Below are 20,387 nucleotides of genomic sequence, written 5' to 3'. Positions count from 1 at the left end.
ATCGGCACGCCCGAAGCCCTGAAGCACCTGCGGCGGGACCCGATTCTGAAGGCGGTGATCCGCCAGGTCGGGCCCTGCACCCTGAAGCCGGCGCGGCGCCAGCCTTATGAGGCGCTGGTGCGGGCCATCGCGCACCAGCAGGTGCATGGGCGGGCGGCCGAGGCGATCCTCGGCCGCTTCATCGCCTGCTGCTGCCCCGCGGGCTTTCCCGCCCCCGAGGCGGTGCTGGCCGTGACGCCGGAACAGATGCGCGCCTGCGGCCTGTCGGCGAACAAGGCGCTCGCCATCCGCGACATCGCCGAGAAGGCCGCCGCCGGCATCGTGCCGACGCGCGCGGCCGCGCGGAAACTGACCGATGCGGAACTGATCGAGCGCCTGGTCGCGCTGCGCGGGGTCGGGCGCTGGACGGTGGAGATGCTGCTGATCTTCACCCTCGGCCGGCCCGATATCCTGCCGGTGGACGATTTCGGCGTGCGGGAGGGCTACCGCGTCGCCGCCGGGCTGGAGGCGCAGCCCAAGCCCAAGGAACTGGCCGCCATCGGCGAGGCCTGGGGCCCCTTCCGCACCACCGCCGCCTGGTATTTCTGGCGTGCGGCGGACATGGCCAAGGACGGCAGCTTCCGCCAGCCCAAGGCCATCTGAATCGACAGGGCCGTGGCGCGGCCCGCCCCACCGCCGCCATCTTCCGATGCAGACTGCGCCGCCATGATCGGGCGTCGCGGCATCATGACCGGTGTGGGTGGCCTGCTGGCCGCGGGTGCGGGCGTGGCCGCCTATGGCGGCGTGGTCGAGCCCTTCCTGCGCCTGACCGTCCAACATCATCGCATCCGGCCCCTGCGCTGGCCTGCCGGCCTGGCCCTGCGCGTCGCCGTGCTGTCCGACCTGCACGCCGGCGCGCCGCTGATGGATGAAGGCCGCATCGAGCACATCGTCGATCGCGCCAACGGGCTCGCGCCCGACCTGGTGCTGCTGCCGGGGGATTTCGGGCCGTCCTTTCGCTTCGTCACGCGCGTCATCCCGCATGCCGATGTGGCCCGCCGGCTCGCCGCGCTGCGCGCGCCCCTTGGCGTCTATGCCGTCAACGGCAATCACGACTGGTGGGAGGACCACGAGGCGATGCGGCGCGGCCGCGGCGCCGTGACCGCCATCGCCCGCGCCCTGGAAGCCGTCGGCATTCCCACCCTGCGCAACCAGGTGCTGCGCAGTGGCCCCGTGCTGGTCGGCGGACTCGAATCCCAATGGGTCTTCGGTCCGCGCCAGGGCGCCGACGACCTCCCGCGCCTGCTCGACCAGGTCGCCGGCGATGCCCCGCTGCTGTTGATGGCGCATGAACCGGACATCTTCGCGCGGATGCCGGCACGCGCGACCGTCACCTTCTCCGGCCACACCCATGGCGGGCAGGTGCGCCTCGCCGGCTGGTCGCCCATCACGCCCTCCCGCTACGGCAACCGCTACGCCTGGGGACATGTGCGGGAGGAGGGACGCGACCTGATCGTTTCGGGCGGACTCGGCATCAGCACCCTCCCGGTGCGGCTCGGCGTGCCGCCGGAAATCACGCTGGTGGAAATCACCGGCTGATACCGGCCAGCCTTCCGGCTGACTCGGTATCGGAGTCTTGGTATTGCGCGCGGCCGCCCCACCAAACCCGCGCGCCGTACCGTTCGCCTTGCCGATGACCAGGTCATCAGCAAGGCTCGGCGGTATGAGAGCGCCAGACGCGCCGGCCTGAAGGGCGCTGCCATGCCTGCCGGCGCCGATCACCCGATCGCGCCCGCCGACGCCGGAAGCGGAAGGCCGAACGGACACGCCGCGTCCACCGAACGCGCATCGTGCGCAGGGGCGGCTCTCGCCACCGTTCACCCCGTGGCGCGCAGCACCAAGTCGAGGGGTCCAAGGGCCATTCGGCCTTTGGTGGGTGAGGGTCCGGGAGAGGGCAAAGCCCTCACCCGCTTCCGACATCCGCCTCCGGCACGCCCCTCACCCGCCCTGCTCCAGAAATGGCTCCAGCGCCGCGAGGAAGCCTGACGGATTCTCGGCGTGGATCCAGTGTCCCGCCTTGGGGATGGTCACGAAGCGGGCGCGGGGAAACAGGCTCTCGAACAGGGGATGGTTGTCGGCGCGGATGTAGCCGGAGGTCTCGCCGCCCATCACCAGGGTCGGCCCGTCGTAGCGGGCGCCGGGAGGGGTGGAGAAACCCTCGATGCCCGGCATCGCCGCAGCGAGTTCGTCGAGCCCGAGGCGCCAGGCCGGCGGATCGAGGTCGAGGCGCAGGCTCTGGAGCAGGAAGGCACGGATGCCGGCTTCCGGGATTGCGGCGGCCAGGGCAGCATCGGCCTCCCGCCGCGTCAGGCCCGGGGCCAACGTCATGGCCTGCATGGCGGTGATGTAGCCGCGCAGGCCGGGCGGATAGCGGACCGGCGCGATATCCGCGACGATCAGGCGCGAGACGCGCGCGGGGTGGATCAGGGCCAGCATCATGGCGACCTTGCCGCCCATGGAGTGGCCGAGGATGGCAGCCTGGTCGATCCCGGTCGCGTCCATCAGGTCGATCACGTCCCCGGCCATCGCCGCATAGGACATGTCGGCGGCATGCGGCGACGCGCCGTGATTGCGCAGGTCCGGCGTCAGGACGCGGAAGTGCGGGGCCAGGGCCCTGCGGATGGCGCCCCAGTTCTGCCCGGCCCCGAAAAGGCCGTGCAGCAGGATCAGGGGCGGGCCGGAGCCCGCTTCGGTATTCGCCAGGATCATGATCGCGCTCCTTCGCACGATCTTCCACGCACTGTCATGCCGCAGGCTGTTCGCCGGACTCCCGTGCGGCCAGGACGACCGAGGCCACGATCAACCCGCCGCCCAGGATCATGTCCCAGCCGAGCGGTTCCCGCAGCCAGAGATGGCTGACCAGCACGCCGAAGGCCGGAACCAGCAGGAAGGCCACCGAGGCGACGGCACCAGGCAGGCGCCGGCCGACCTCGATGACGCACCAGGTGCCGATCGGGGCCACGACCAGCCCGATATAGAGCATGAAGGGCCAGGACGGGCCGAAGATGCCGCCATCGGGTTCCAGCACCAGGGCGAAGGGAAGGATGAAGACCGTGGCCAGGGTGAAGCACCAGGGCAGCAACTCGAAGACCGAGGAGGCCGGCGGGTATTTCCGCGTGGTGATGATGGCCAGCGTCCAGAACAGCGCGGCCGCCATCAGCATCAGATGGCCGAGAAGCTGCGCCATGTCCGTCCAGTCCACCGACCAGGGGCCGGCCAGCACCGCCACGCCGGCGAGCCCGAGCCCGGCCGCAACCCAGCGATGGGGCGGCACCTTCTCCCCCAGAACAAGGACGGAGAGCGGGATCAGCCAGTAGGTGACGACGGCCGAGATGATGGCCGTCCGCCCGGCCTGGACCATGGCAACCGCTGCATGGGCGAGGACGAAGAAGACACCGAGCTGCAGCAGCCCGAGCGCGAGCACCGAGGGCATGTCCCGCCGCCTGGGCCAGTGCAACCGGCCGAGTGCCGCGAGCAGCAGAGCCGAAACCACGGCCGCCAACCCCGCGCGCCCGACCGCAAACCACATCGGCGTCGCATGGGCGAGTGCGGCCTTGGTGACCGGCCAGGCACCCCCGAACAGAAGAATTGCAACGACCAGCAGATGGAACGCCGAACGCATGGGGCGACAAGATTTCCCGGTTGCAGTGGTGAACCGTGCACGCGCCCCGGTCCGTGTGACGATGTGAGCGCATGCGCGGCTTTTTGGAAAGCCGCCATGCGAGGATGCACGTGTTGCTTTCGTGTCAGGACGGGGAATGCCAGCGCCGCGGACCGTGCCCGGGAAGTGAGCCGGCCTGCAGGCGCATCAGCGCAGCACCCGCCAGCGCCAGCACCGCGCCGCCGGCGGCGAGCGCCCGCCCGCCCCCGCGCGGCAGCCGCCCGATCAGGACGGCCAGGATCAGCGCGAGGGCGAGGAGCGCAAGGAACATGCCCATTCAGTCCATGTAGAGGCCACCATTGATGTGGATCGTCTCGCCCGTGACGAAGGCGGCCGCGTCAGAAGCGAGAAAGGCGATGACCGAGGCGACTTCCTCCGGGCTGCCGAAGCGGCGCATCGGCGTGGCACCGACCAGCGCCGCGCCGTTGTCGCGCATGATCGCCTCGGTCATCGGCGTCGCAATGATGCCGGGAGAGACGCAATTGGCCCGCACGCCCCGGGGGCTCAGCTCATGCACCAGGGACCGGGTGAAGCCGAGCACGGCCGCCTTGCAGGCCGCGTAATGGGCATGGCGGACCGACCCGCGATGCCCGGCCATGGAGGCGATGTTCACGATCGCCCCGCCCTTGCGCAGCACCGGCATGGCGGCCCGGCAGGCATGGAAGACGCCATCAAGGTTGACCCCGATCGTCTGGTGCCAGTCGGCGTCCGACATGGCGGTGACCTCGCGCTCTACATACAGCCCCGCGCCGGTGACGAGGATATCGAGGCCGCCGAGCTCCGTCCCGGCCAGGGCGACCGCGGCCTCGACCTCGGCTGGGTCGGTGACGTCGACCCGTGTCGTAACCACACGCGGGCCGTCCTTGGGCAGGACGGTGGCGAGGTCCTCCAGCGCGCCGGGGTCGAGGTCGGTCAGCACGAGCGCCGCGCCGAGGCGGTGGAACAGCATGGCGGTGGCGCGCGGAATGCCGCCCGTCGCCCCTGTCAGCAGCGCCACCTTGCCGGTCAGGTCGAACATGGGCGGATCTCCCGTTACGGTGCGACAGTCAGCATGATCTTGCCGATATGCGCGCTGCTTTCCATCAGGCGATGCGCCTCGGCGGCCTCGGCGAGGGGGAAGCTGCGGTAGATCTCTGGGCCGAACTGGCCGGCGGCGAGCTTCGGCCAGACCTTCGCTTCCAGCCCGCGCGCCAGTTCCCCCTTCTGCGCCGTGGTGCGCGGGCGCATGGTCGACCCCGTCACCGTCAGGCGCTTCAGCATGATGGGGCGGAGATCGGCCTTCTCCACCTCGAACCCACCGAGGAAGGCGATCAGCACCAGCCGCCCGTCCCAGGCGAGGGAGCGCAGGTTGCGCTGGAAATAGGCGCCGCCGACCATGTCGAGGATGACGTCCACGCCCTTCTTGTCGGTCAGGCGGCGGACTTCCTCGGCGAAGTCCTGGGTGCGGTAGTTGATCGCGGCATCCGCACCGAAACGTAGACAAGCAGCACATTTGTCGTCACTGCCGGCGGTGGCGAAAACGCGCCCGCCGAAGGTTTTCGCAAGCTGGATCGCGGTAACGCCGATGCCGGAGGTGCCGCCATGCACCAGCACCGTCTCGCCCTGCTGCATCTGGCCGTGGCCGAACAGGTTCGCCCAGACGGTGAAGAAGGTCTCGGGCAGCGCGGCGGCGCGCAGCGCGTCGTAGCCGGCGGGCCAAGGCAGGGTCTGGGCCTCGGGTGCGGCGCAATATTCTGCATAGGCGCCGCCATTGGTCAGGGCACAGACCTTGTCGCCCACCTTGTAGCGGGTGACGGCCGAACCGGTGGCGACCACCTCCCCCGCGCATTCCAGGCCGAGGATCGGGCTCGCGCCCGGCGGCGGCGGGTAGGACCCGCTGCGCTGCTGCACATCGGGGCGGTTCACGCCGGCGACCATGACACGGATCAGCACCTCGTCCGGCCTGGGTGCGGGGACCGGCGCGCGGGCGGGGACCAGCACCTCGGGGCCGCCACCGGCGCCATGGTCGATGAAGGTCATCTCCTGCGGCAGGTTCGTCATCGGCGTCGTCTCCCCATGCTGGTGCGGGCGGACCATTCGCCGCGCACACCGCTGCGTCAAGGCAGGCGGGCTTGCCAGCGCGGCGCGGGACGTCGAAGATTCACATTGTTCCCGTCCCGCTGGAGGAAGCCCTTGGCCCCGATCCGTCGCCGCACCGTGCTGGGCGGCCTTGCCGCCACGCCCGCCGTGCCGCGCATCGTAGCCGCCCAGGGCAGCGAGTTGAAATTCGGCGCACTCTATCCCTTCTCAGGCGGACTCGCCCTGCTCGGCGATGAGAGTTTCCGCGGCGTCGAACTGGCGGTGGAGGAGCGCAACGCGGTGGGCGGCGTGCTCGGCCGCCAGATCCGCCTCGCCAAGGGCGACGCGGTCAGTGCCGAACAGGCGATCACGGAAGTCCGCCGGCTGATCGGCACGGAACGCGTCGCGGCGGTATTCGGGACCTATGCCTCGCCGCTGTCCTTCGCCGCGACGCAGGTCAGCGAATTGCAGGGCGTGCCTTATTTCGAGCTGGGCGCGATCAGCGATCCCATCACCGAGCGGGGCTTCCGCTACGTCTTCCGCACCTGCCCGCGCTCCTCGGATTTCGGCCTGGCCACCGTGACGGCGGTGCCCGATGTTCTGGCACCGATCTTCGCCGTGGAGGCCCCGGCGTTGAAGATCGCGATCCTCTTCGAGGATGCGCTCTATGGCCAGACTGTCAGCAGCTTCCAGGAACAGCAGGTCCGCGCCCGCGGCCTGACCCTGGTGGAGAAGATCGGCTATTCGCCGCGTTCGGCGGAACTCGCCTCCGCCATGCAGCGCCTGCGCGCCGCCGGCACCGATATCGTGCTGCACACCGGCTACCAGAACGACATCGTGCTGTTCTTCCGCGCCATGCAGGAAGTGAGCTGGAAGCCGCGCATGGTGATCGGGTCGGGCGCGGGATACTCGCTGGTGGATACGGCGCGCGCCGTTGGCCCCGCCTTCGAGGGCGTGATGAATGTCGATTTCACCCAGTTCGCGGTGAATGAGCGCTTCGCGCCTGGCGTCTCGGCCTTCGTCGAATTCTACAAGCGGCATTACGGCGCTGAGCCGCGATCGGGCCATTCCCTGGCGAACTACTTCGGTGCCCGGGTCTTCCTCGACGCCGTGCATCGCGCCGGCAGCACCGAGAAGGATCGCGTGCGCACCGCCGTGCTCGCCACCGACATCGCCGACGGCACCACCGCCACCGGTTGGGGCGTGCGCTTCGACGAGCGCGGGCAGAACACGCGGGCGAAGCCGTTTCTCCTCCAATGGCAGGGCGGGCGGCAGGTGACGGTGTTCCCCGCGGAAGCCGCGGTGGCGCCGGTCCGGGGGCAGATGGGGGAGACGTCAGGCTAGAGCAGGTCCTGTCCGGATGAACTCATCCGGACAGGTGAAGATGCTCGCAAGAACAAACACCTGGAGCATTGCAGGTGAATGGAGGTTCGCCGGAAATGCTCCGGGCGGGGCCGGGCGGGATCCTGGCCGATACGACGTCGGCTGAGAGGGCGGCGGGCAGGATGCCAGCGGCCCTTGGAAATGACTGGAGCGCGCGGAATCGGAAGGGCTCTGCCCCTTCCAAGCCGCCCCGCCATCGGGCTCCCATTGACGTTGCCGTGCCATGTCCATGGATGCCCCCAGCGCTTGAAGCACCTGGTCTCTTGCTGTTGGGCGTGACAGACATGCCATCCCACCCAGCGCGCTTGCTGCGCAGGTGCGGGTTTCGGCGCCGCTCCGGCAGGGGCGCACAATACCAGGCTGAGGTTTCCAAAGGCCTCTCGGCCTTTGTTGGGGCGTGAAGCACTGCTTCACGCCGAGAGGGGCAAAGCCCCTCTCGGTTCCACAGGTCAGGACATGGAGGCCGCGGGTATCAGTCCGCCTGGATGCCGGCTTCCCGGATGATGCCTTCCCACTTCGTCCGTTCCGCCTCGAGCCACGACTTGGCATAGGCCGGGGACTGGTCGTCGACGATGCGCATGGCGAGATCCGAGAGGCGGGTACGCACCGACGGCTCCTTCGCCACACGCCCGAAGACGGCGGCCACCGCATCGATGATGGGCTCCGGCGTGCCGGAGGGCGCCAGCACCATATGCCAAGTATAGGCTTCAAGGCCCGGGAAGCCCGCCTCGGCAGTGGTCGGCACGTTCGGGAGCTGCGGGAGACGCTGGTCGTCCATCACGGCCAGGGCGCGGGTTTCGCCACGCTGAACGAAGGGCAAGGCGCTGGTCGCGACATCGACGATGATGGGCACCGAGCCGTTCAGCACGTCCGGCATGGCCGCCGCCGTGCCGCGATACGGCACGTGGTTGGCCTGGACATTGGCCCGGCGCAGCAGCAGTTCCGCCGCAAGGTGGAGCGCGCCGCCATTGCCGCTGCTGGCGTAGTCCCACTTGCCGGGCTCGGCGCGCAGCTTGGCGATCAGCTCCTGCAGGGTGCGGGCGGGGAAGTCCTTGTTCACCGTGATCACCATCGGGATCACGCCGATCAGGGAGATGGGCGCGAAATCCGCCACAGGATCGAAGGGCAGGCGCGGGAAGAGCGGCCGCAGCACCGACTGGGCGACCGTGGTGTAGAGCAACGTCTGGCCGTCCTTCGGCGCCTTCGCCACCACGTCGGTGCCGACCACGACGCCGGCGCCGGTGCGGTTCTCGACGATCATGCGCTGGGGAAGGATCTTCGAGATCTCGTCCGCGAAGAGCCGCGCGGGAACGTCGGTGGGGCCGCCGGCAGCGAAGGGCACGACGAGGCGCACCGGCGCAGTCGGCCAGGCCGGGGCCTGGGCCCGGGTGGCGACAGGGGCGAGGGCCGCGGCGGCACCGAGGCCCAGCAGATGACGACGATCCATGACTGCATTCTCCCGAATGCAGGGACAGGTGGCCCATGCGCCGCCATGCGTCAACCGCCCTGAAGGGCGGCTTCCGGTCAACTTGGGCGGATGCCGGCGCCGCGGATTACCGGGGTCCATTTTGCCGTTTCGCTACGCAGGAAGTCCGCTGCACTTTCCGGCGTGCTGTTGGTGACGACGTTCATGGTCATCTGCGCCAGGCGGTCCTGTACTGCCGGAACGGCCAGGGCGCGGTTCACCGCGGCGTTGATCGCCAGGACCGTGCCACGCGGCGTGCCGGCCGGCACCATCACCATGTGCCAAGTATAGCATTCGAAGTTCGGCACGCCGCCTTCGATGAAGGTCGGGATGTCGGGCGCATAGGGCATGCGGGTGCGGGTGCTGATGGCAATCGGCCGGAGTTCGCCGCGCTGGATGTAGGGAAGCGCGCCGGCGGCGACGTCGAAGATCATCGGGATACGGCCGGCCAGCACCTCCGGCGTCGCGGCAGAGGACCCGCGGAAGGCGATGTGGTTCACCCGCAACCCGCCGGCCATGTAGAGAAATAGCTCGGTTCCGAGATGAACAGCCCCGCCATTGCCGCTGCTGGCATAGTCGTACTTGCCAGGATTGGCGCGCAGCAAGGCGATCAGCTCCGGCAGGGTCCGCGCCGGGAAATCCTTGTTCACCATCAGAATCATCGGGATCTGCCCGACGAAGGCGCAGGGAGTGAAGTCGGCCAGCGGATCGAAAGGCAGATGCTCGAACAGGCCTGGAAGATAGGCGTGGCCGACCGTGGTGTAGAGCACCGTCAGCCCGTCCTTCGGCGCCTTGGCGACCATGTCGGTGCCGATCAACACGCCCGATCCGGTGCGGTTCTCCACCACCACGCGGTTGGGCAGGAACTTCGACATCTCATCGGCGAGCAGCCGGGCCGGGATATCCGTAGGGCCGCCAGCCGCGAAGGGCACGATCATGCGAGCGGCCTGGCTGGGCCAAGGGGGCGTCTGCTGCGCCTGCGCGGCGAAGGGTGCGATGGCGCCCGCGGCGCCAAGACCGAGGATGTGGCGGCGGTTCATTCTTGGGTCCTCCCGGTTGCTTGAGGGCAATCTGGGAGGCCGCCGCGCACTACGTCAACGATTTCAGGCCGGATCGAGCCGCTTGCCGTCCGCAGCATCGAAAACGTGCAGCGCAGCAAGGTCGGGAGCGAGGATGAGCGGTTCCTGGGGAATGCCGCCCGGCAAGCGCGCGGTCAGCGCCGTACCGTCCCGGAGGCGCCCATGCACCACCGTCTCGGAGCCCAGCGGCTCGGCGAGGTCGATGGTCACGGCGAGGCCGGCCGCATCGGGCATCAGATGCTCGGGCCGGATGCCGAGGATGACCGCCCGCCCCTCCCCGCCTGGCCGGGCGCCATCGGTGAAGCGCCAGACCGTGCCATCGGCGAGGCGTGCGGCCGCGCCGCCCTCGGCCAGCGTCGCGGGCAGCATGTTCATCGCCGGGCTGCCGATGAAGCTCGCGACATAGGTGTCGGCCGGCCGCGACCAGACCTCCATCGGCGTACCGATCTGGGCGGCGCGGCCTTCATTCATCACCACCAGCCGGTCGCCGAGGGTCATCGCCTCAACCTGGTCATGCGTGACGAAGAGCGAGGTGACGGCGAGGCGTTTCTGCAGGCTGCGGATCTCCGCGCGCATCTGCACGCGCAGCTTGGCGTCGAGGTTGGACAGCGGCTCGTCGAACAGGAAGAGCTTCGGCTCGCGCACGATGGCGCGGCCCATGGCGACGCGCTGGCGCTGGCCGCCCGAAAGCTGGCGCGGCTTGCGGTCGAGCAACTGGCCGATCGACAGCAGGTCGGCGGCTTCCTGCACGCGCCGGCGGATCTCGGGCTTCGGCACGCGGCGGATCTTCAGGCCATAGGCCATGTTGTCGAAGACCGTCATGTGCGGATAGAGCGCATAAGTCTGGAAGACCATGGCGATGTCGCGATCCGCGGGTTCGAGCGGCGTGACATCCACCTTGTCGATCAGCACCGCGCCGGAGGTCGAGGTCTCGAGCCCCGCCACGATGCGCAGCAGGGTCGACTTGCCGCAGCCGGATGCGCCGACGATCACCACCATCTCGCCGTCATGGATGGCGAGGTCGATGCCGTGCAGCACGCGCGTGGCGCCGAAGGATTTCGTCACGCCCTGGATGTCGAGGCTCGCCACGCGGTCACTTCTCCGTCTCGGTCAGGCCCTTGATGAACCAGCGCTGCATCAGCACCACCACGGCCACCGGCGGCAGCAGGGCGAAGACCGCCGTGGTCATGATCAGGTTCCACTCGTTCTGCGCGTCGCCGATGCCGATCATCTTGGTCAGGCCGACGATGATCGTCTCCAGGTCGCGGTTGGTCACCATCAGCAGCGGCCAGAGATACTGGTTCCAGCCATAGATGAAGAGGATGACGAAGAGTGCCGCGATGTTCGTCGCCGACAGCGGCAGCACCACATCCTTGAAGAAGCGCAGCGGCCCCGCCCCGTCGATCTTCGCGGCCTCGACGTATTCGTCGGGAATGGTCAGGAAGAACTGCCGGAACAGCAGCGTCGCGGTGGCCGAGGCGATCAGCGGCAGGGTCAGCCCCGTCATGGTGTCGATCAGGGACAGGCTGGTCATCACCTGGAAGGTCGGGATGATGCGGACCTCGACCGGCAGCATCAGGGTGATGAAGATCATCCAGAAGAAGACCATGCGCAGCGGGAAGGCGAAGAACACCACCGCGAAAGCCGAGAGCAGCGAGATCGCGATCTTCCCCACCGCGATCAGCATCGCCATGATGAAGCTGTTCCACAGCATGGTGCTGGCCGGTACGGCGAAGGTGTTGCGCCCGCCCCCGCCCTGCGCCCAGGCGTGCATGTAGTTGTTCCAGGCCTCGCTGCCGGGCAGCAGCGGCACGTCGCCGCGGCCGATCGTGTCCGTGTCGTGGGTGGACCCCACCAGCGTGATCCAGATCGGCATGGCGAAGACGACGACGCCGAGGATCAGCGCGAGATGCGTCAGCACCCGTTCCCGCATCCGACGGCGGCGGGAGGCGGCGGCGAGGGCCTCGACGTCGATCGTGGCCGACATCAGTAGTGCACCCGGCGTTCGATATAGCGGAACTGGATGGCCGTGAGGCCGATGACGATGATCATCAGCACGACGGATTGCGCCGCGGAGGAACCGAAATTCAGGTTCTGCACGCCGTCGACATAGACCTTGTAGATCAGCGTCTCGGTCGCGTTGCCGGGGCCGCCGCGGGTCAGCGCGTGGATCACGCCGAAGGTGTCGAAAAAGGCGTAGACCAGGTTCACCACCAGCAGGAAGAACGCCGTGGGGGACAGAAGTGGGAAGACCACCGTCCAGAAACGGCGCATCGGCCGCGCCCCGTCGATCGCCGCGGCCTCCAGCACCGAGGCCGGGATCGACTGCAGCCCCGCGAGGAAGAAGATGAAGTTGTAGGAGACCTGCTTCCAGGCGGCCGCAATGATGACCATCGCCATCGCCTGCCCGCCATTCACCCGGTAGTCCCAATCGACGCCGATGGCCGCGAAGGCCCGCCCGACCAGGCCGATCGAGGGATGGAAGATGAACAGCCACAGCACGGCCGCAAGCGCGGGTGCGACGGCATAGGGCCAGATCAGCAGCGTCTTGTAGAGCCCCGATCCACGGATCTGCTTGTCCGCCTGCACGGCGAGGAACAGCGCCGCACCCAGCGCCAGCGCGGCGACCGAGGTCGAGAAGATGACCGTGTTCCACGCCGCGTTCAGGTAGATCGGGTCATGGAACAGGTCGCTGAAATTCTCGAACCAGACGAACTCGGTGGACAGGCCGAAGGCGTCCTCACGCTGGGCCGACTGCCAGACCGCCATGCCGGCGGGCCAGAAGAAGAAGACCAGCGTCACCGCCATCTGCGGCAGCAGCAGCAGATAGGGCAGCGCGGCGCCGCGGAAGATGACCTTTTTTCTCACGCCATCCTCCGCGACACCGGGCCCGTCATCAGCCGCGGTTGGCGCGCTGGAAGTTGCGCAGCACCTGGTTGCCGCGCGTGGTGGCCGCGGCCAGCGCCTGCTCGGCCGTCTGCTGGCCCTGGAAGGCGCGCTCCAGCTCCTCCTCCATGATGGTGCGGATCTCGACGAAGCCGCCGAGGCGGATGCCGCGGCTGTTGTCGGTCAGCACACCGCCGCCGCGGAGAAGCTGCTCGATCGGAATGTCGGCGCCGGGGTTGTCACGGTAGAAGCCCTTGTCGCGGGCGATGGCATAGGAGGCGCGGCGCACCGGGACATAGCCGGTGTCCATGTGCCACTGCGCATCGACCTCGGGCTGGCTGATGTACTTGAAGAACTCGGCCACGCCCTTGAATTCGTCTGCCGTGCGCCCGCCGCCAGCGGCCGGGCCCTTGTTCATCACCCAGAAGCTGGCGCCGCCGATGATGGAGTTGATCGGCGCGCGCGGCGTGCCCTGGTAGTAAGGCAGCATCGCAACGCCCCAGTTGAAGCGTGCCTCCCGCTGCACCCGCGCCCGGAAGCCCGAGGAGGTGAACATGATCGCCGCCTGCCCGCTCGGGAAGGCGGGCTCGCCGGCATTGTTGCGGCCGCCGTAGCGGAACAGCCCGTCCTTCTGCCACTGGACCAGATTCGCCATGTGGCGCTGGACCAGCGGGTTGTTGATCTGCAGCTCGGTCCCGAGGCCACCGAAGCCATTCGCCAGCGTCGCCAGCGGAATGTCGTGGATGGCCGAGAAATTCTCGATCTGCGCCCAGGTCAGCCAGGCGGTCGACATCGGCACCTCGGTGCCGGCTGCGCCTTTCAGCTTGGGCAGCAGTTCGGTGACGCCCTGCCAGGTCTCGGGGAACTTGTCGGGGTCCGCACCGGCGGCGCGGAAGGCGTCCTTGTTGTACCAGACGATGGTGGTCGAGCTGTTGAACGGCATCGACATCATCCGCCCGTCCGACAGGCTGTAATAGCCGCGCACGCCGGGCAGGTAGTCGTCGAAGTCGATGGTGGTGCCGGTCTCGGCCATCAGCTCGTGCACCGGCTTCACCGCGCGGCCGGCGGCCATCATGGTGCCGGTGCCGACCTCGAACATCTGCACGATGTGCGGGGCGCTGTTGGCGCGGAAGGCGGCGATCGCCGCGACCATCGTCTCCGGGTAGGAGCCGCGGAAGGTCGGGACGATCTTGTATTTCGTCTGCGTCGCGTTGAAGTCGGTGCAGCGCTTTTCCAGCAGGCCGCCCAGCGGCTGGGCCAGGCCATGCCAGAACTGGATCTCGACCGGCTGGGTCTGGCCCAGCGCGGGGGCAGCGACACCGAGGGACATCGCCCCGGTCATGAGCATGCGGCGACGGAGCATTGCGTCTCTCCCTGTTGCGGCGACGCGGCGGCTTAGCCGGGCGCCTTTTCAGAGAGATTACAGAACGATGTCACTCTGATGAAGGGGCATGACCGACCAGCCGGGCATAGATCTCGGGATCCGTCGCGCCCTCGGTGCCGAACAGCAGGATGCGGCTGGTGGAATCGAGCCCCAGCGCTGCACGTGCGAAGGGCTCGCCGGCGGCCAGGAGAAGCGCGGCAAGGCCCGCCACCGCGCTTTCCCCCGCCACCACCGGTGGGTTGCGGGCGGCGAGCGCCTTCATGCAATCGACCGCGGAATCGTCCGGCACGGCCATGAAGGCGAAGGCGGCGCGCTCCAGCTCCTGCCAGGCGAGCAGCGAGGGCTCGCCGCAGGCGAGGCCTGCCATCAAGGTATCGAGATCGCCCTCGATGGTGGTCGGCTGGCCGGCCTCGGCGCTGGCGAGGAGGCAGGCGGCCTTGTCGGGCTCAGCGACGATTACCTTCACCGCGGCGCCGAAGCGCATGCGCATCTGGGCCGAGACCGCCGCCGCGACCCCGCCGACGCCACCCTGCACGAAGACGTGTGTCGGCGTGATGCCGATCTGCGTCGCGGCCTCATCGGCCATGACGCGATAGCCCTGCATCACGTCGCGCGGGACCTCGGTATAGCCGGGATAGGAGGTGTCGGAGACGACGAACCAGGCATTCGCATCGGCCTGCTTCTGCGCCTCCCGCACCGCATCGTCGTAGTTGCCGGGCACGACGCGGATCTCGGCGCCATATTTCGCGATGGCGTCGCGGCGACCTTGGCTGACGTGTTCATGGACGAAGATGACGCAGGTGGCGCCAAACAGCTTCGCCCCCCAGGCGACGGACCGACCGTGATTGCCGTCCGTCGCACAGCAGACGGTGATGCCGCGCGTCGCCTCCCCGTGGGTGCCCTCCATCAGTTCGGCGGCGGTGGCGGCATTGGCGACGCCGCGCCTGGCGAGTTCCGCCTGGAGCAGGCGCATCACCGCATAGGCGCCGCCCAGCGCCTTGAAGGATCCCAGGCCGAAGCGCCCGCCTTCATGCTTGTAGTGCACCGATGCGACCTGGGCCGCGGCGGCGGCGTCCGGCAGGTCCACCAGTGGGGTCGCCTCATAGCCGGGCCAGGAGGCAATCTCCTCCCGCGCGCGCCGGAAGCCGGAATCGGGCAGGACCACCAAGCCCGGCGTGCCATGGCGGCGGTTCATCATGAAACGGAAGGGGCAGGTCGGGATCATGGCCCGGCCATGCGCCAGCCGAGGGCGCCCGGTCAACCCTTCGGTGGCAGTCGGCCGACTTCCGCCAAGGCCAGCACGACCCAGCGGCGCAGCGCCGCCTCGTCGCAGGATTCGGCAGGGATCTCGACATAGCCCGGCATGGTGCGCAGGCCGGCCCGCAGCGGCCGGGCGATGCCGCGCCGCAGCGCCTCCTCCGCCGCCACGCGACCGAGGCGGAACAAGAACAGGCCCTCGCCATCGCGCCGGGTCGCCGAGGCCAGCAGATGGCCATCCTTCATGGCGCAGTAGCCGCCCATCATCGGCTTCCATACCAGCGGGCCGGCCTCCACGAGGGCCGCGCGCAACCGATCTTCCAGGGAGGGGTCGCGGGCCATGGGCGGTCCTAGGAAGGGCTTGGCGCGGCGGCGAAGCCGGAGCACCTTGCCCCACGGGGAAGAGGAGCAGGCATGCGCATCACCATACTCGGCGGCGGTGGATTTCTGGGCAAGAAGCTGGCCGCGCGGCTGGCCAAGGACGGCACGCTGGGCGGCGAGCCCATCACCGGGCTGACCCTGTTCGACCTGCACGCCCCCACGGCGCCCGAGGCTCCCTTCCCCGTGCAGTGCCTGGGCGGCGACGTCGCGAATCCGGCCGACGTCGCCGCGGCGATCCCCGCGGGGACCGAGGTGGTTTTTCACCTGGCCGCCGTGGTCAGCGCGGCGGCCGAGGCGGATTTCGACCTCGGCATGAAGGTGAACCTGCATGGCACCCTCGCCGTGTTGGGCGCCTGCCGGGCGCTGGGGACCAAGCCGCGCGTGATCTTCACCTCCTCCGTCGCCTCCTTCGGCGGAGGCCAGGACGCGGTGGTGCCCGATGACGGGCGGCAGGTGCCGACCAATTCCTATGGCGCGCAGAAGGCGATCGGGGAGTTGCTGCTGCAGGATGCGTCGCGCAAGGGCTTCCTCGATGCGGTCTGCATCCGGCTGCCGACGGTGATGGTGCGGCCCGGGCGGCCGAACAAGGCGGCGTCCTCCTTCGTCTCGGCCATCATCCGCGAGCCGCTGCTGGGCCTGTCCACCGACTGCCCGGTGCCGCCGGAATTCGCCGTCTGGATCTGCTCCCCGCGCAGCACCATGGAATGGTTCCTGCACGCGGCGACGATGGATACAGCGCCGCTCGGCATCGATCGCGGCATCAACCCGCCGGGGCGCAGCGCGACGGTCGCGAAGCTGCTCGGCGCGCTGGAAATCGTGGCCGGCCATGCGGCACGCGAGAAGGTCGGCTTCGCCTTCGACCGGGAGGTCTTCGACATCGTCGTCGGCTGGCCCGCGGCCTTCGAGGCCGAGCGCGCGCGGCGCCTCGGCTTCCCCGAGCAGGAGCCGCTGGAAGACCTGGTGCGCGCCTTCATCGAGGATGATCTGGAGGCGACCAGGGCCGACCGGGGCCTCTAGAGATTGACGTCGCGTCCCGGCAGCCGCGGCAGGATCAATGCCATATCGGCCCGAAACTTGGCTTGCTGACCAACACCTGGAAAATGCGTGCATTCATATGCCGCGCCCGTGCCAGAGCGACGGACAGCTTCCAACACCTCGCGGCAGATCGATTTCTTGAACGCGATGACCATTTGCGGACGGTAGTTGCGGATGCGCTCTGAGAGCGGCGCAATTCCCGCCTCGCAGGCACTCTGTCGCTCAGCCCGGCCGGTGGTGTTGATAGGCGTCAGGACCAAATCATCCAGGTAAAAGCCTTGCGCTTTGAACCACGCGAGGAAGCCGTCGTCGCCATCGCGTCCAAACGCCTTCCTAATCTCTCGATAGGCGTTGGAATTCGCTCGGTAGAAAAAGGTTCCGCCCGCAGGCGCGGATTCCCCCACCATCAGCATCCTGACACGTTCCGGGCGGAAGCTCAGGCGCAGTGCTTCGGTATCGTTCAAGGCTATACCTCCATGACTGGGCTCAGCAGCCGAGCGGGTCAGACCTCCGCCACCGCGCCGTCGCGTTCGGCCATCAGGCGGCGCATCTCCTCGGGCAGTTCGGCCTTCGCGCCCGTGGCGTTGTCGATGACGACGCAGAGCGCGCGGGCCGAGCACAGCAGCCCGTCGCGCCACATCGCGTATTGATGCACGAACGACGTGCGGCGGAAGGACGCCGTGCGCGCCGTCAGCAGCACCTTGTCCTGGAAATGGCCGGGGCGGTGGTACTTCACCTCGAGCGAGCCGACCACCGGCCCGGGCGCGGTCGGCGAGAAGCCGCCGCCGGCGCCGAGCCACCAGTCGATGCGCATATCCTCGAACAGGGTCAGGTAGGCGGCGTGGTTCACATGGGCGTAGATGTCGCATTCCGCCCAGCGGATGGTGTGTTCCTTCCACAGCGCCCATTGGCCCTCGACGCCGTAGAGCTCGCGCATTGCCGCATCCATCCGGGTGTTCCCTCTCCGTGGCCGGCGGATTGTGGAGCGGGTCGGCGCGGTGGGAAAGCGCGGTTGCGCGTCAGGGCAGGGGCGCGGTGCGGAACAGCGTCACGCGCAGCCCGCCATGCGGCACCGGGGCGTCGGTCGGCAGGAACGGCAGCCCGGTGGCATGGGCAAGCCTGGCATCGGTCGCGATGATGCCGACCCGCCAGCCGTGGAAGCGCTCCATCAGCACGCGGCCCAGCGCCTGGTAGAGAGGCATCAGCTTCGGGCGATCGCCCAGGCGCGTGCCATAAGGCGGATTGACGATGACGAGGCCCGGCGGGCCCTCCGGCGGCACGATGTCGCTGATCGCGCAGCGCCGGAATTCGGTGATGTCGGCGACCCCGGCGCGTTCGGCATTGGCAAGGCTCATCGCGATCGCGCCGGCGTCGCGGTCGCTGCCCTGGAAGCGCGCCGGCGGCGTCCGGCCGCTGCGCACCGCGCGCATCGTCTCCCACGCCTCGGCATCGAAGGTGGCGAGCTTCTCGAAGGCGAAGTGTCGCGCACGGCCCGGGTTGAGGCGTGCGGCGATCTCCGCGGCCTCGATGACGAAGGTGCCGGACCCGCACATCGGGTCGAGCACCGGCTCGTTCCCATCATAGCCACATTGGCGCAGGAACAGCGACGCCATGGTCTCGCGCATCGGCGCGGCGTTCACGGCCTCCTTGTAGCCGCGCTTGTGCAGCGGCTCGCCGGAGGTGTCGATGCTGATGGTGCAGATATCGTGGTCGATCCGGGCCATGACAGTGACCTCGGCATCATCCGCGCTGGGCGCACCGAGGGTCTCACGGATGGCCGTCGCGATCCGCTCCGCCGCCGCGCCGCTGTGATAGATGCGCGATGCGCTGCACGAGGCCTCGACGCGGAATGGGATGTCGGGACGCAGGACGCTGGCCCAGGGGACGTGTCGCGCGCGGCGATCGAGTTGCGCGAGATGCTCGACGCGGAAACTGTCGATGCGGGCCAGGACACGGCTCGCGCCACGGACCCAGAGATTGGCGCGCCAGATTTCCGGCCAGCCGCCTTTCAGCACGACACCGCCGGGCACGGGTTTGGGCCGCTTGAAGCCCTTGTGGCGCACCTCGTCGCACAGCACGGGCTCAAGGCCCGGCAGGGTGGCGAGGAAAATGTCGAACTCCGCGGTCATGGCCGGGGCATGACACGGCGGGGCGGTTCAGGCCAGAGAAGGACGTCACTGCCGGAATTGGAGAGGGGCTTTGCCCCTCTCCAAACCTCACCCCACCAAGTGCTTGGAGCACTTGGAACGCAATCACTTGGCGCGGGCGCAACAGACATTTTGCTCCCTCAACACGCCTCCTTCGCGCAAAGGCGGGTTTCGGCACCATTCCGCCCGAAGCGCAGAGCGCCAGGTCGAGGTTTCCAAAGGCCTTTCGGCCTTTGGTGGGTGGGGGGTCCGGGGGAGGGCAAAGCCCTCCTCCGTCTTCAGCCCGGCGCCCCTCCCCCTTCAGATCCCGGCCTTCTCCAACCGGAAGATCGACCGCGCCATCGCCTGCGCGCGCGGAACGACGGTCTCGACCTCCAGATATTCCTCCGGGCTATGCGCCAGTCCGCCCACCGGCCCCACGCCGCACAGCGTCGGCACGCCGAGCGCCGCCGTGAAGCCCGAATCCGCGCAGCCGCCGGTGAATTCGGCCTCGACCTTCAGCCCCGATTCCGCGGCCGCCGCCTGATAGATCGAGAAGACGCGTTCCGATTCCGCGGATGGGTTCAGTGGTCGGAACTCGCCCTTCACCGCCAGCGTCGCCTTGGTGCCGGGGATGTAGGACTTCGCGACGATGTCGTGGATCTTGCCCATGATCTCGTCGCGCTCGGGCACTTCGACATAGCGCAGGTCGATCTGGAACTGGCAGCTCGGCGCGGTGGTGTTCACCGACTGGCCGCCCTGGATCAGCCCGACATTCAGCGTAATGCCGCGCTTGAGGTCAGTCAGTGCATGGATGGCGACAATCTTGTGTGCGGCCTCCCCGATCGCGCTGATGCCGGCCTCGAAATTGCCACCGGAATGCGCGGCCTTGCCGGTGATGTCCACGACGGAGAACACGCCGCCCTTGCGCGCCTTCACCACATTGCCCGAGGCACGGCCTGGTTCGCTGTTGAAGACGACGCGGGCGTTCTGCGCCTCGGCCTCGATGACCGGGCGGCCTTCAGGGCTGCCGATCTCCTCGTCGCCGGTGAACAGGCCGACGAGCGGCCCCGGCGCGCCGCCGAACTTCTTGAAGGCGGCGAGGACGAACATGTTCATCACGATGCCGGCCTTCATGTCGGCGACACCGGGGCCATAGGCGCGGCCATCCTTGATGGTGAAGGGGCGACGGTCGGGCTCGCCCTTCGGGAAGACGGTGTCGCGATGGCCCATCACCACGATGTTCGACCGCTGATTGCCGGTGCCGAGCTCATAGCCGCCATCGACGATGCCGCGGATGCAGTCGCCATGCTTGGCCTGGGGCAGCACCTCGACGGCGATGCCGTGCGATTCGAGGAAGCGCTTCACCTGCGCGCCGGTGCGATCGACCCCCGCCTTGTCGTAGGACCCGCCATCGGTGTTCACCATCTCGGCGAGTTCGGCGAGCATCGCGTCCTTCTGCGAGGCCAGCCAGGCGGTGATATCGGCTTCGGTACTCATGTGGTTCTCCTTTGCGGCGCAAGGCTGACACCGCGCAGGCCAGGCGCAAAGGGGGGGTGGACAAGTCCGGAATCGGTCCATGTGCATCCCGCAGCCTTCACGCAGCGGTCCCGCATCTGTCATGGGCCACGGC

Annotated in this window: 21 protein-coding genes; 4 read left to right on the top strand and 17 right to left on the bottom strand. The window is 68.7% G+C overall.

From position 1 onward, the window contains the following. Complete coding sequence (locus KPL78_RS00585) at nt 1-642, top strand: DNA-3-methyladenine glycosylase family protein (protein ID WP_219761673.1); 642 nt, start codon at nt 1-3, stop codon at nt 640-642. A 63-nt stretch (nt 643-705) separates the two neighbouring features. Beyond that, entirely contained in the window at nt 706-1,578 is an 873-nt protein-coding gene (locus tag KPL78_RS00580) for a metallophosphoesterase (protein ID WP_219760702.1), read from the top strand. A gap of 399 nt (nt 1,579-1,977) precedes the next feature. Here KPL78_RS00580 and KPL78_RS00575 read toward each other — a convergent pair whose 3' ends face one another. The 5 genes from KPL78_RS00575 to KPL78_RS00555 form a co-directional block, all read right to left on the bottom strand. Then, nucleotides 1,978-2,748: an alpha/beta fold hydrolase gene (locus tag KPL78_RS00575; protein WP_219760701.1), complete on the bottom strand. Its 771-nt coding sequence runs from the start codon at nt 2,746-2,748 to the stop codon at nt 1,978-1,980. 34 nt (nt 2,749-2,782) lie between these two features. Next, on the bottom strand, nt 2,783-3,661 hold the full coding sequence (locus tag KPL78_RS00570; protein WP_219760700.1) for a DMT family transporter: 879 nt from the start codon (nt 3,659-3,661) through the stop codon (nt 2,783-2,785). A 124-nt stretch (nt 3,662-3,785) separates the two neighbouring features. Continuing rightward, entirely contained in the window at nt 3,786-3,971 is a 186-nt protein-coding gene (locus tag KPL78_RS00565; RefSeq protein WP_219760699.1) for a hypothetical protein, read from the bottom strand. 6 nt (nt 3,972-3,977) lie between these two features. Further along, on the bottom strand, nt 3,978-4,718 hold the full coding sequence (locus tag KPL78_RS00560; RefSeq protein WP_219760698.1) for an SDR family NAD(P)-dependent oxidoreductase: 741 nt from the start codon (nt 4,716-4,718) through the stop codon (nt 3,978-3,980). Between the two features lie 14 nt (nt 4,719-4,732). Beyond that, the gene (locus KPL78_RS00555) at nt 4,733-5,740 is read right to left on the bottom strand and encodes an NAD(P)H-quinone oxidoreductase (protein ID WP_219760697.1); all 1,008 of its coding nucleotides are present in this window, start codon (nt 5,738-5,740) and stop codon (nt 4,733-4,735) included. Between the two features lie 132 nt (nt 5,741-5,872). Here KPL78_RS00555 and KPL78_RS00550 point away from each other — a divergent pair, with 132 nt between their 5' ends. After that, a complete protein-coding gene (locus KPL78_RS00550; protein ID WP_219760696.1) occupies nt 5,873-7,102 on the top strand; it encodes an ABC transporter substrate-binding protein in 1,230 nt (409 codons plus the stop codon). 511 nt (nt 7,103-7,613) lie between these two features. On the opposite strand, the gene KPL78_RS00545 is transcribed toward KPL78_RS00550, so the two are convergent. From KPL78_RS00545 to KPL78_RS00510, 8 genes are all read right to left on the bottom strand, one after another. After that, nucleotides 7,614-8,588: a Bug family tripartite tricarboxylate transporter substrate binding protein gene (locus KPL78_RS00545; RefSeq protein ID WP_219760695.1), complete on the bottom strand. Its 975-nt coding sequence runs from the start codon at nt 8,586-8,588 to the stop codon at nt 7,614-7,616. Between the two features lie 77 nt (nt 8,589-8,665). Beyond that, complete coding sequence (locus KPL78_RS00540; RefSeq protein ID WP_219760694.1) at nt 8,666-9,646, bottom strand: tripartite tricarboxylate transporter substrate binding protein; 981 nt, start codon at nt 9,644-9,646, stop codon at nt 8,666-8,668. 63 nt (nt 9,647-9,709) lie between these two features. Beyond that, nucleotides 9,710-10,774, bottom strand: a complete 1,065-nt coding sequence (ugpC, locus tag KPL78_RS00535) for a sn-glycerol-3-phosphate ABC transporter ATP-binding protein UgpC (RefSeq protein WP_219760693.1) — start codon at nt 10,772-10,774, stop codon at nt 9,710-9,712. Between the two features lie 4 nt (nt 10,775-10,778). After that, nucleotides 10,779-11,672 (bottom strand): sn-glycerol-3-phosphate ABC transporter permease UgpE, encoded by an 894-nt coding sequence (gene ugpE, locus KPL78_RS00530; protein ID WP_432761269.1) that lies wholly within the window; start codon nt 11,670-11,672, stop codon nt 10,779-10,781. Then, the gene (ugpA, locus tag KPL78_RS00525; protein WP_219760692.1) at nt 11,672-12,553 is read right to left on the bottom strand and encodes a sn-glycerol-3-phosphate ABC transporter permease UgpA; all 882 of its coding nucleotides are present in this window, start codon (nt 12,551-12,553) and stop codon (nt 11,672-11,674) included. Before ugpA ends, ugpE begins: the two co-directional genes overlap by 1 nt. A 28-nt stretch (nt 12,554-12,581) precedes the next feature. Then, a complete protein-coding gene (gene ugpB, locus KPL78_RS00520) occupies nt 12,582-13,934 on the bottom strand; it encodes a sn-glycerol-3-phosphate ABC transporter substrate-binding protein UgpB (protein ID WP_219760691.1) in 1,353 nt (450 codons plus the stop codon). A 70-nt stretch (nt 13,935-14,004) separates the two neighbouring features. After that, nucleotides 14,005-15,180 (bottom strand): diaminopropionate ammonia-lyase, encoded by a 1,176-nt coding sequence (locus KPL78_RS00515; protein ID WP_219760690.1) that lies wholly within the window; start codon nt 15,178-15,180, stop codon nt 14,005-14,007. 32 nt (nt 15,181-15,212) lie between these two features. Continuing rightward, nucleotides 15,213-15,554 carry a TfoX/Sxy family protein gene (locus KPL78_RS00510; RefSeq protein WP_219760689.1) on the bottom strand — a complete coding sequence of 114 codons (342 nt, stop codon included), beginning with the start codon at nt 15,552-15,554 and terminating at the stop codon, nt 15,213-15,215. Nucleotides 15,555-15,626: 72 nt separating this feature from the next. Between KPL78_RS00510 and denD the strand changes: the two genes are divergently transcribed. Further along, nucleotides 15,627-16,610: a D-erythronate dehydrogenase gene (denD, locus tag KPL78_RS00505; RefSeq protein ID WP_219760688.1), complete on the top strand. Its 984-nt coding sequence runs from the start codon at nt 15,627-15,629 to the stop codon at nt 16,608-16,610. Here denD and KPL78_RS00500 read toward each other — a convergent pair. The 4 genes from KPL78_RS00500 to KPL78_RS00485 all read right to left on the bottom strand — a co-directional run bounded on the left by KPL78_RS00500 (nt 16,607) and on the right by KPL78_RS00485 (nt 20,254). Then, nucleotides 16,607-17,092: a hypothetical protein gene (locus tag KPL78_RS00500; RefSeq protein WP_219760687.1), complete on the bottom strand. Its 486-nt coding sequence runs from the start codon at nt 17,090-17,092 to the stop codon at nt 16,607-16,609. The genes denD and KPL78_RS00500 overlap by 4 nt on opposite strands. A gap of 38 nt (nt 17,093-17,130) precedes the next feature. Continuing rightward, complete coding sequence (locus KPL78_RS00495) at nt 17,131-17,565, bottom strand: acyl-CoA thioesterase (protein ID WP_219760686.1); 435 nt, start codon at nt 17,563-17,565, stop codon at nt 17,131-17,133. Between the two features lie 82 nt (nt 17,566-17,647). Further along, complete coding sequence (locus KPL78_RS00490) at nt 17,648-18,757, bottom strand: THUMP domain-containing class I SAM-dependent RNA methyltransferase (RefSeq protein WP_219760685.1); 1,110 nt, start codon at nt 18,755-18,757, stop codon at nt 17,648-17,650. Between the two features lie 318 nt (nt 18,758-19,075). Further along, the gene (locus KPL78_RS00485; RefSeq protein WP_219760684.1) at nt 19,076-20,254 is read right to left on the bottom strand and encodes a M20 family metallopeptidase; all 1,179 of its coding nucleotides are present in this window, start codon (nt 20,252-20,254) and stop codon (nt 19,076-19,078) included. Between the last annotated feature and the right edge of the window lie 133 nt (nt 20,255-20,387).

Source organism: Roseomonas alba (assembly GCF_019430885.1).
Taxonomy (GTDB): Bacteria; Pseudomonadota; Alphaproteobacteria; order Acetobacterales; family Acetobacteraceae; genus Neoroseomonas; species Neoroseomonas alba.
The sequence above is the reverse complement of the archived record's forward strand: the minus strand, read 5'-3'. Positions and strand labels throughout refer to the sequence as shown.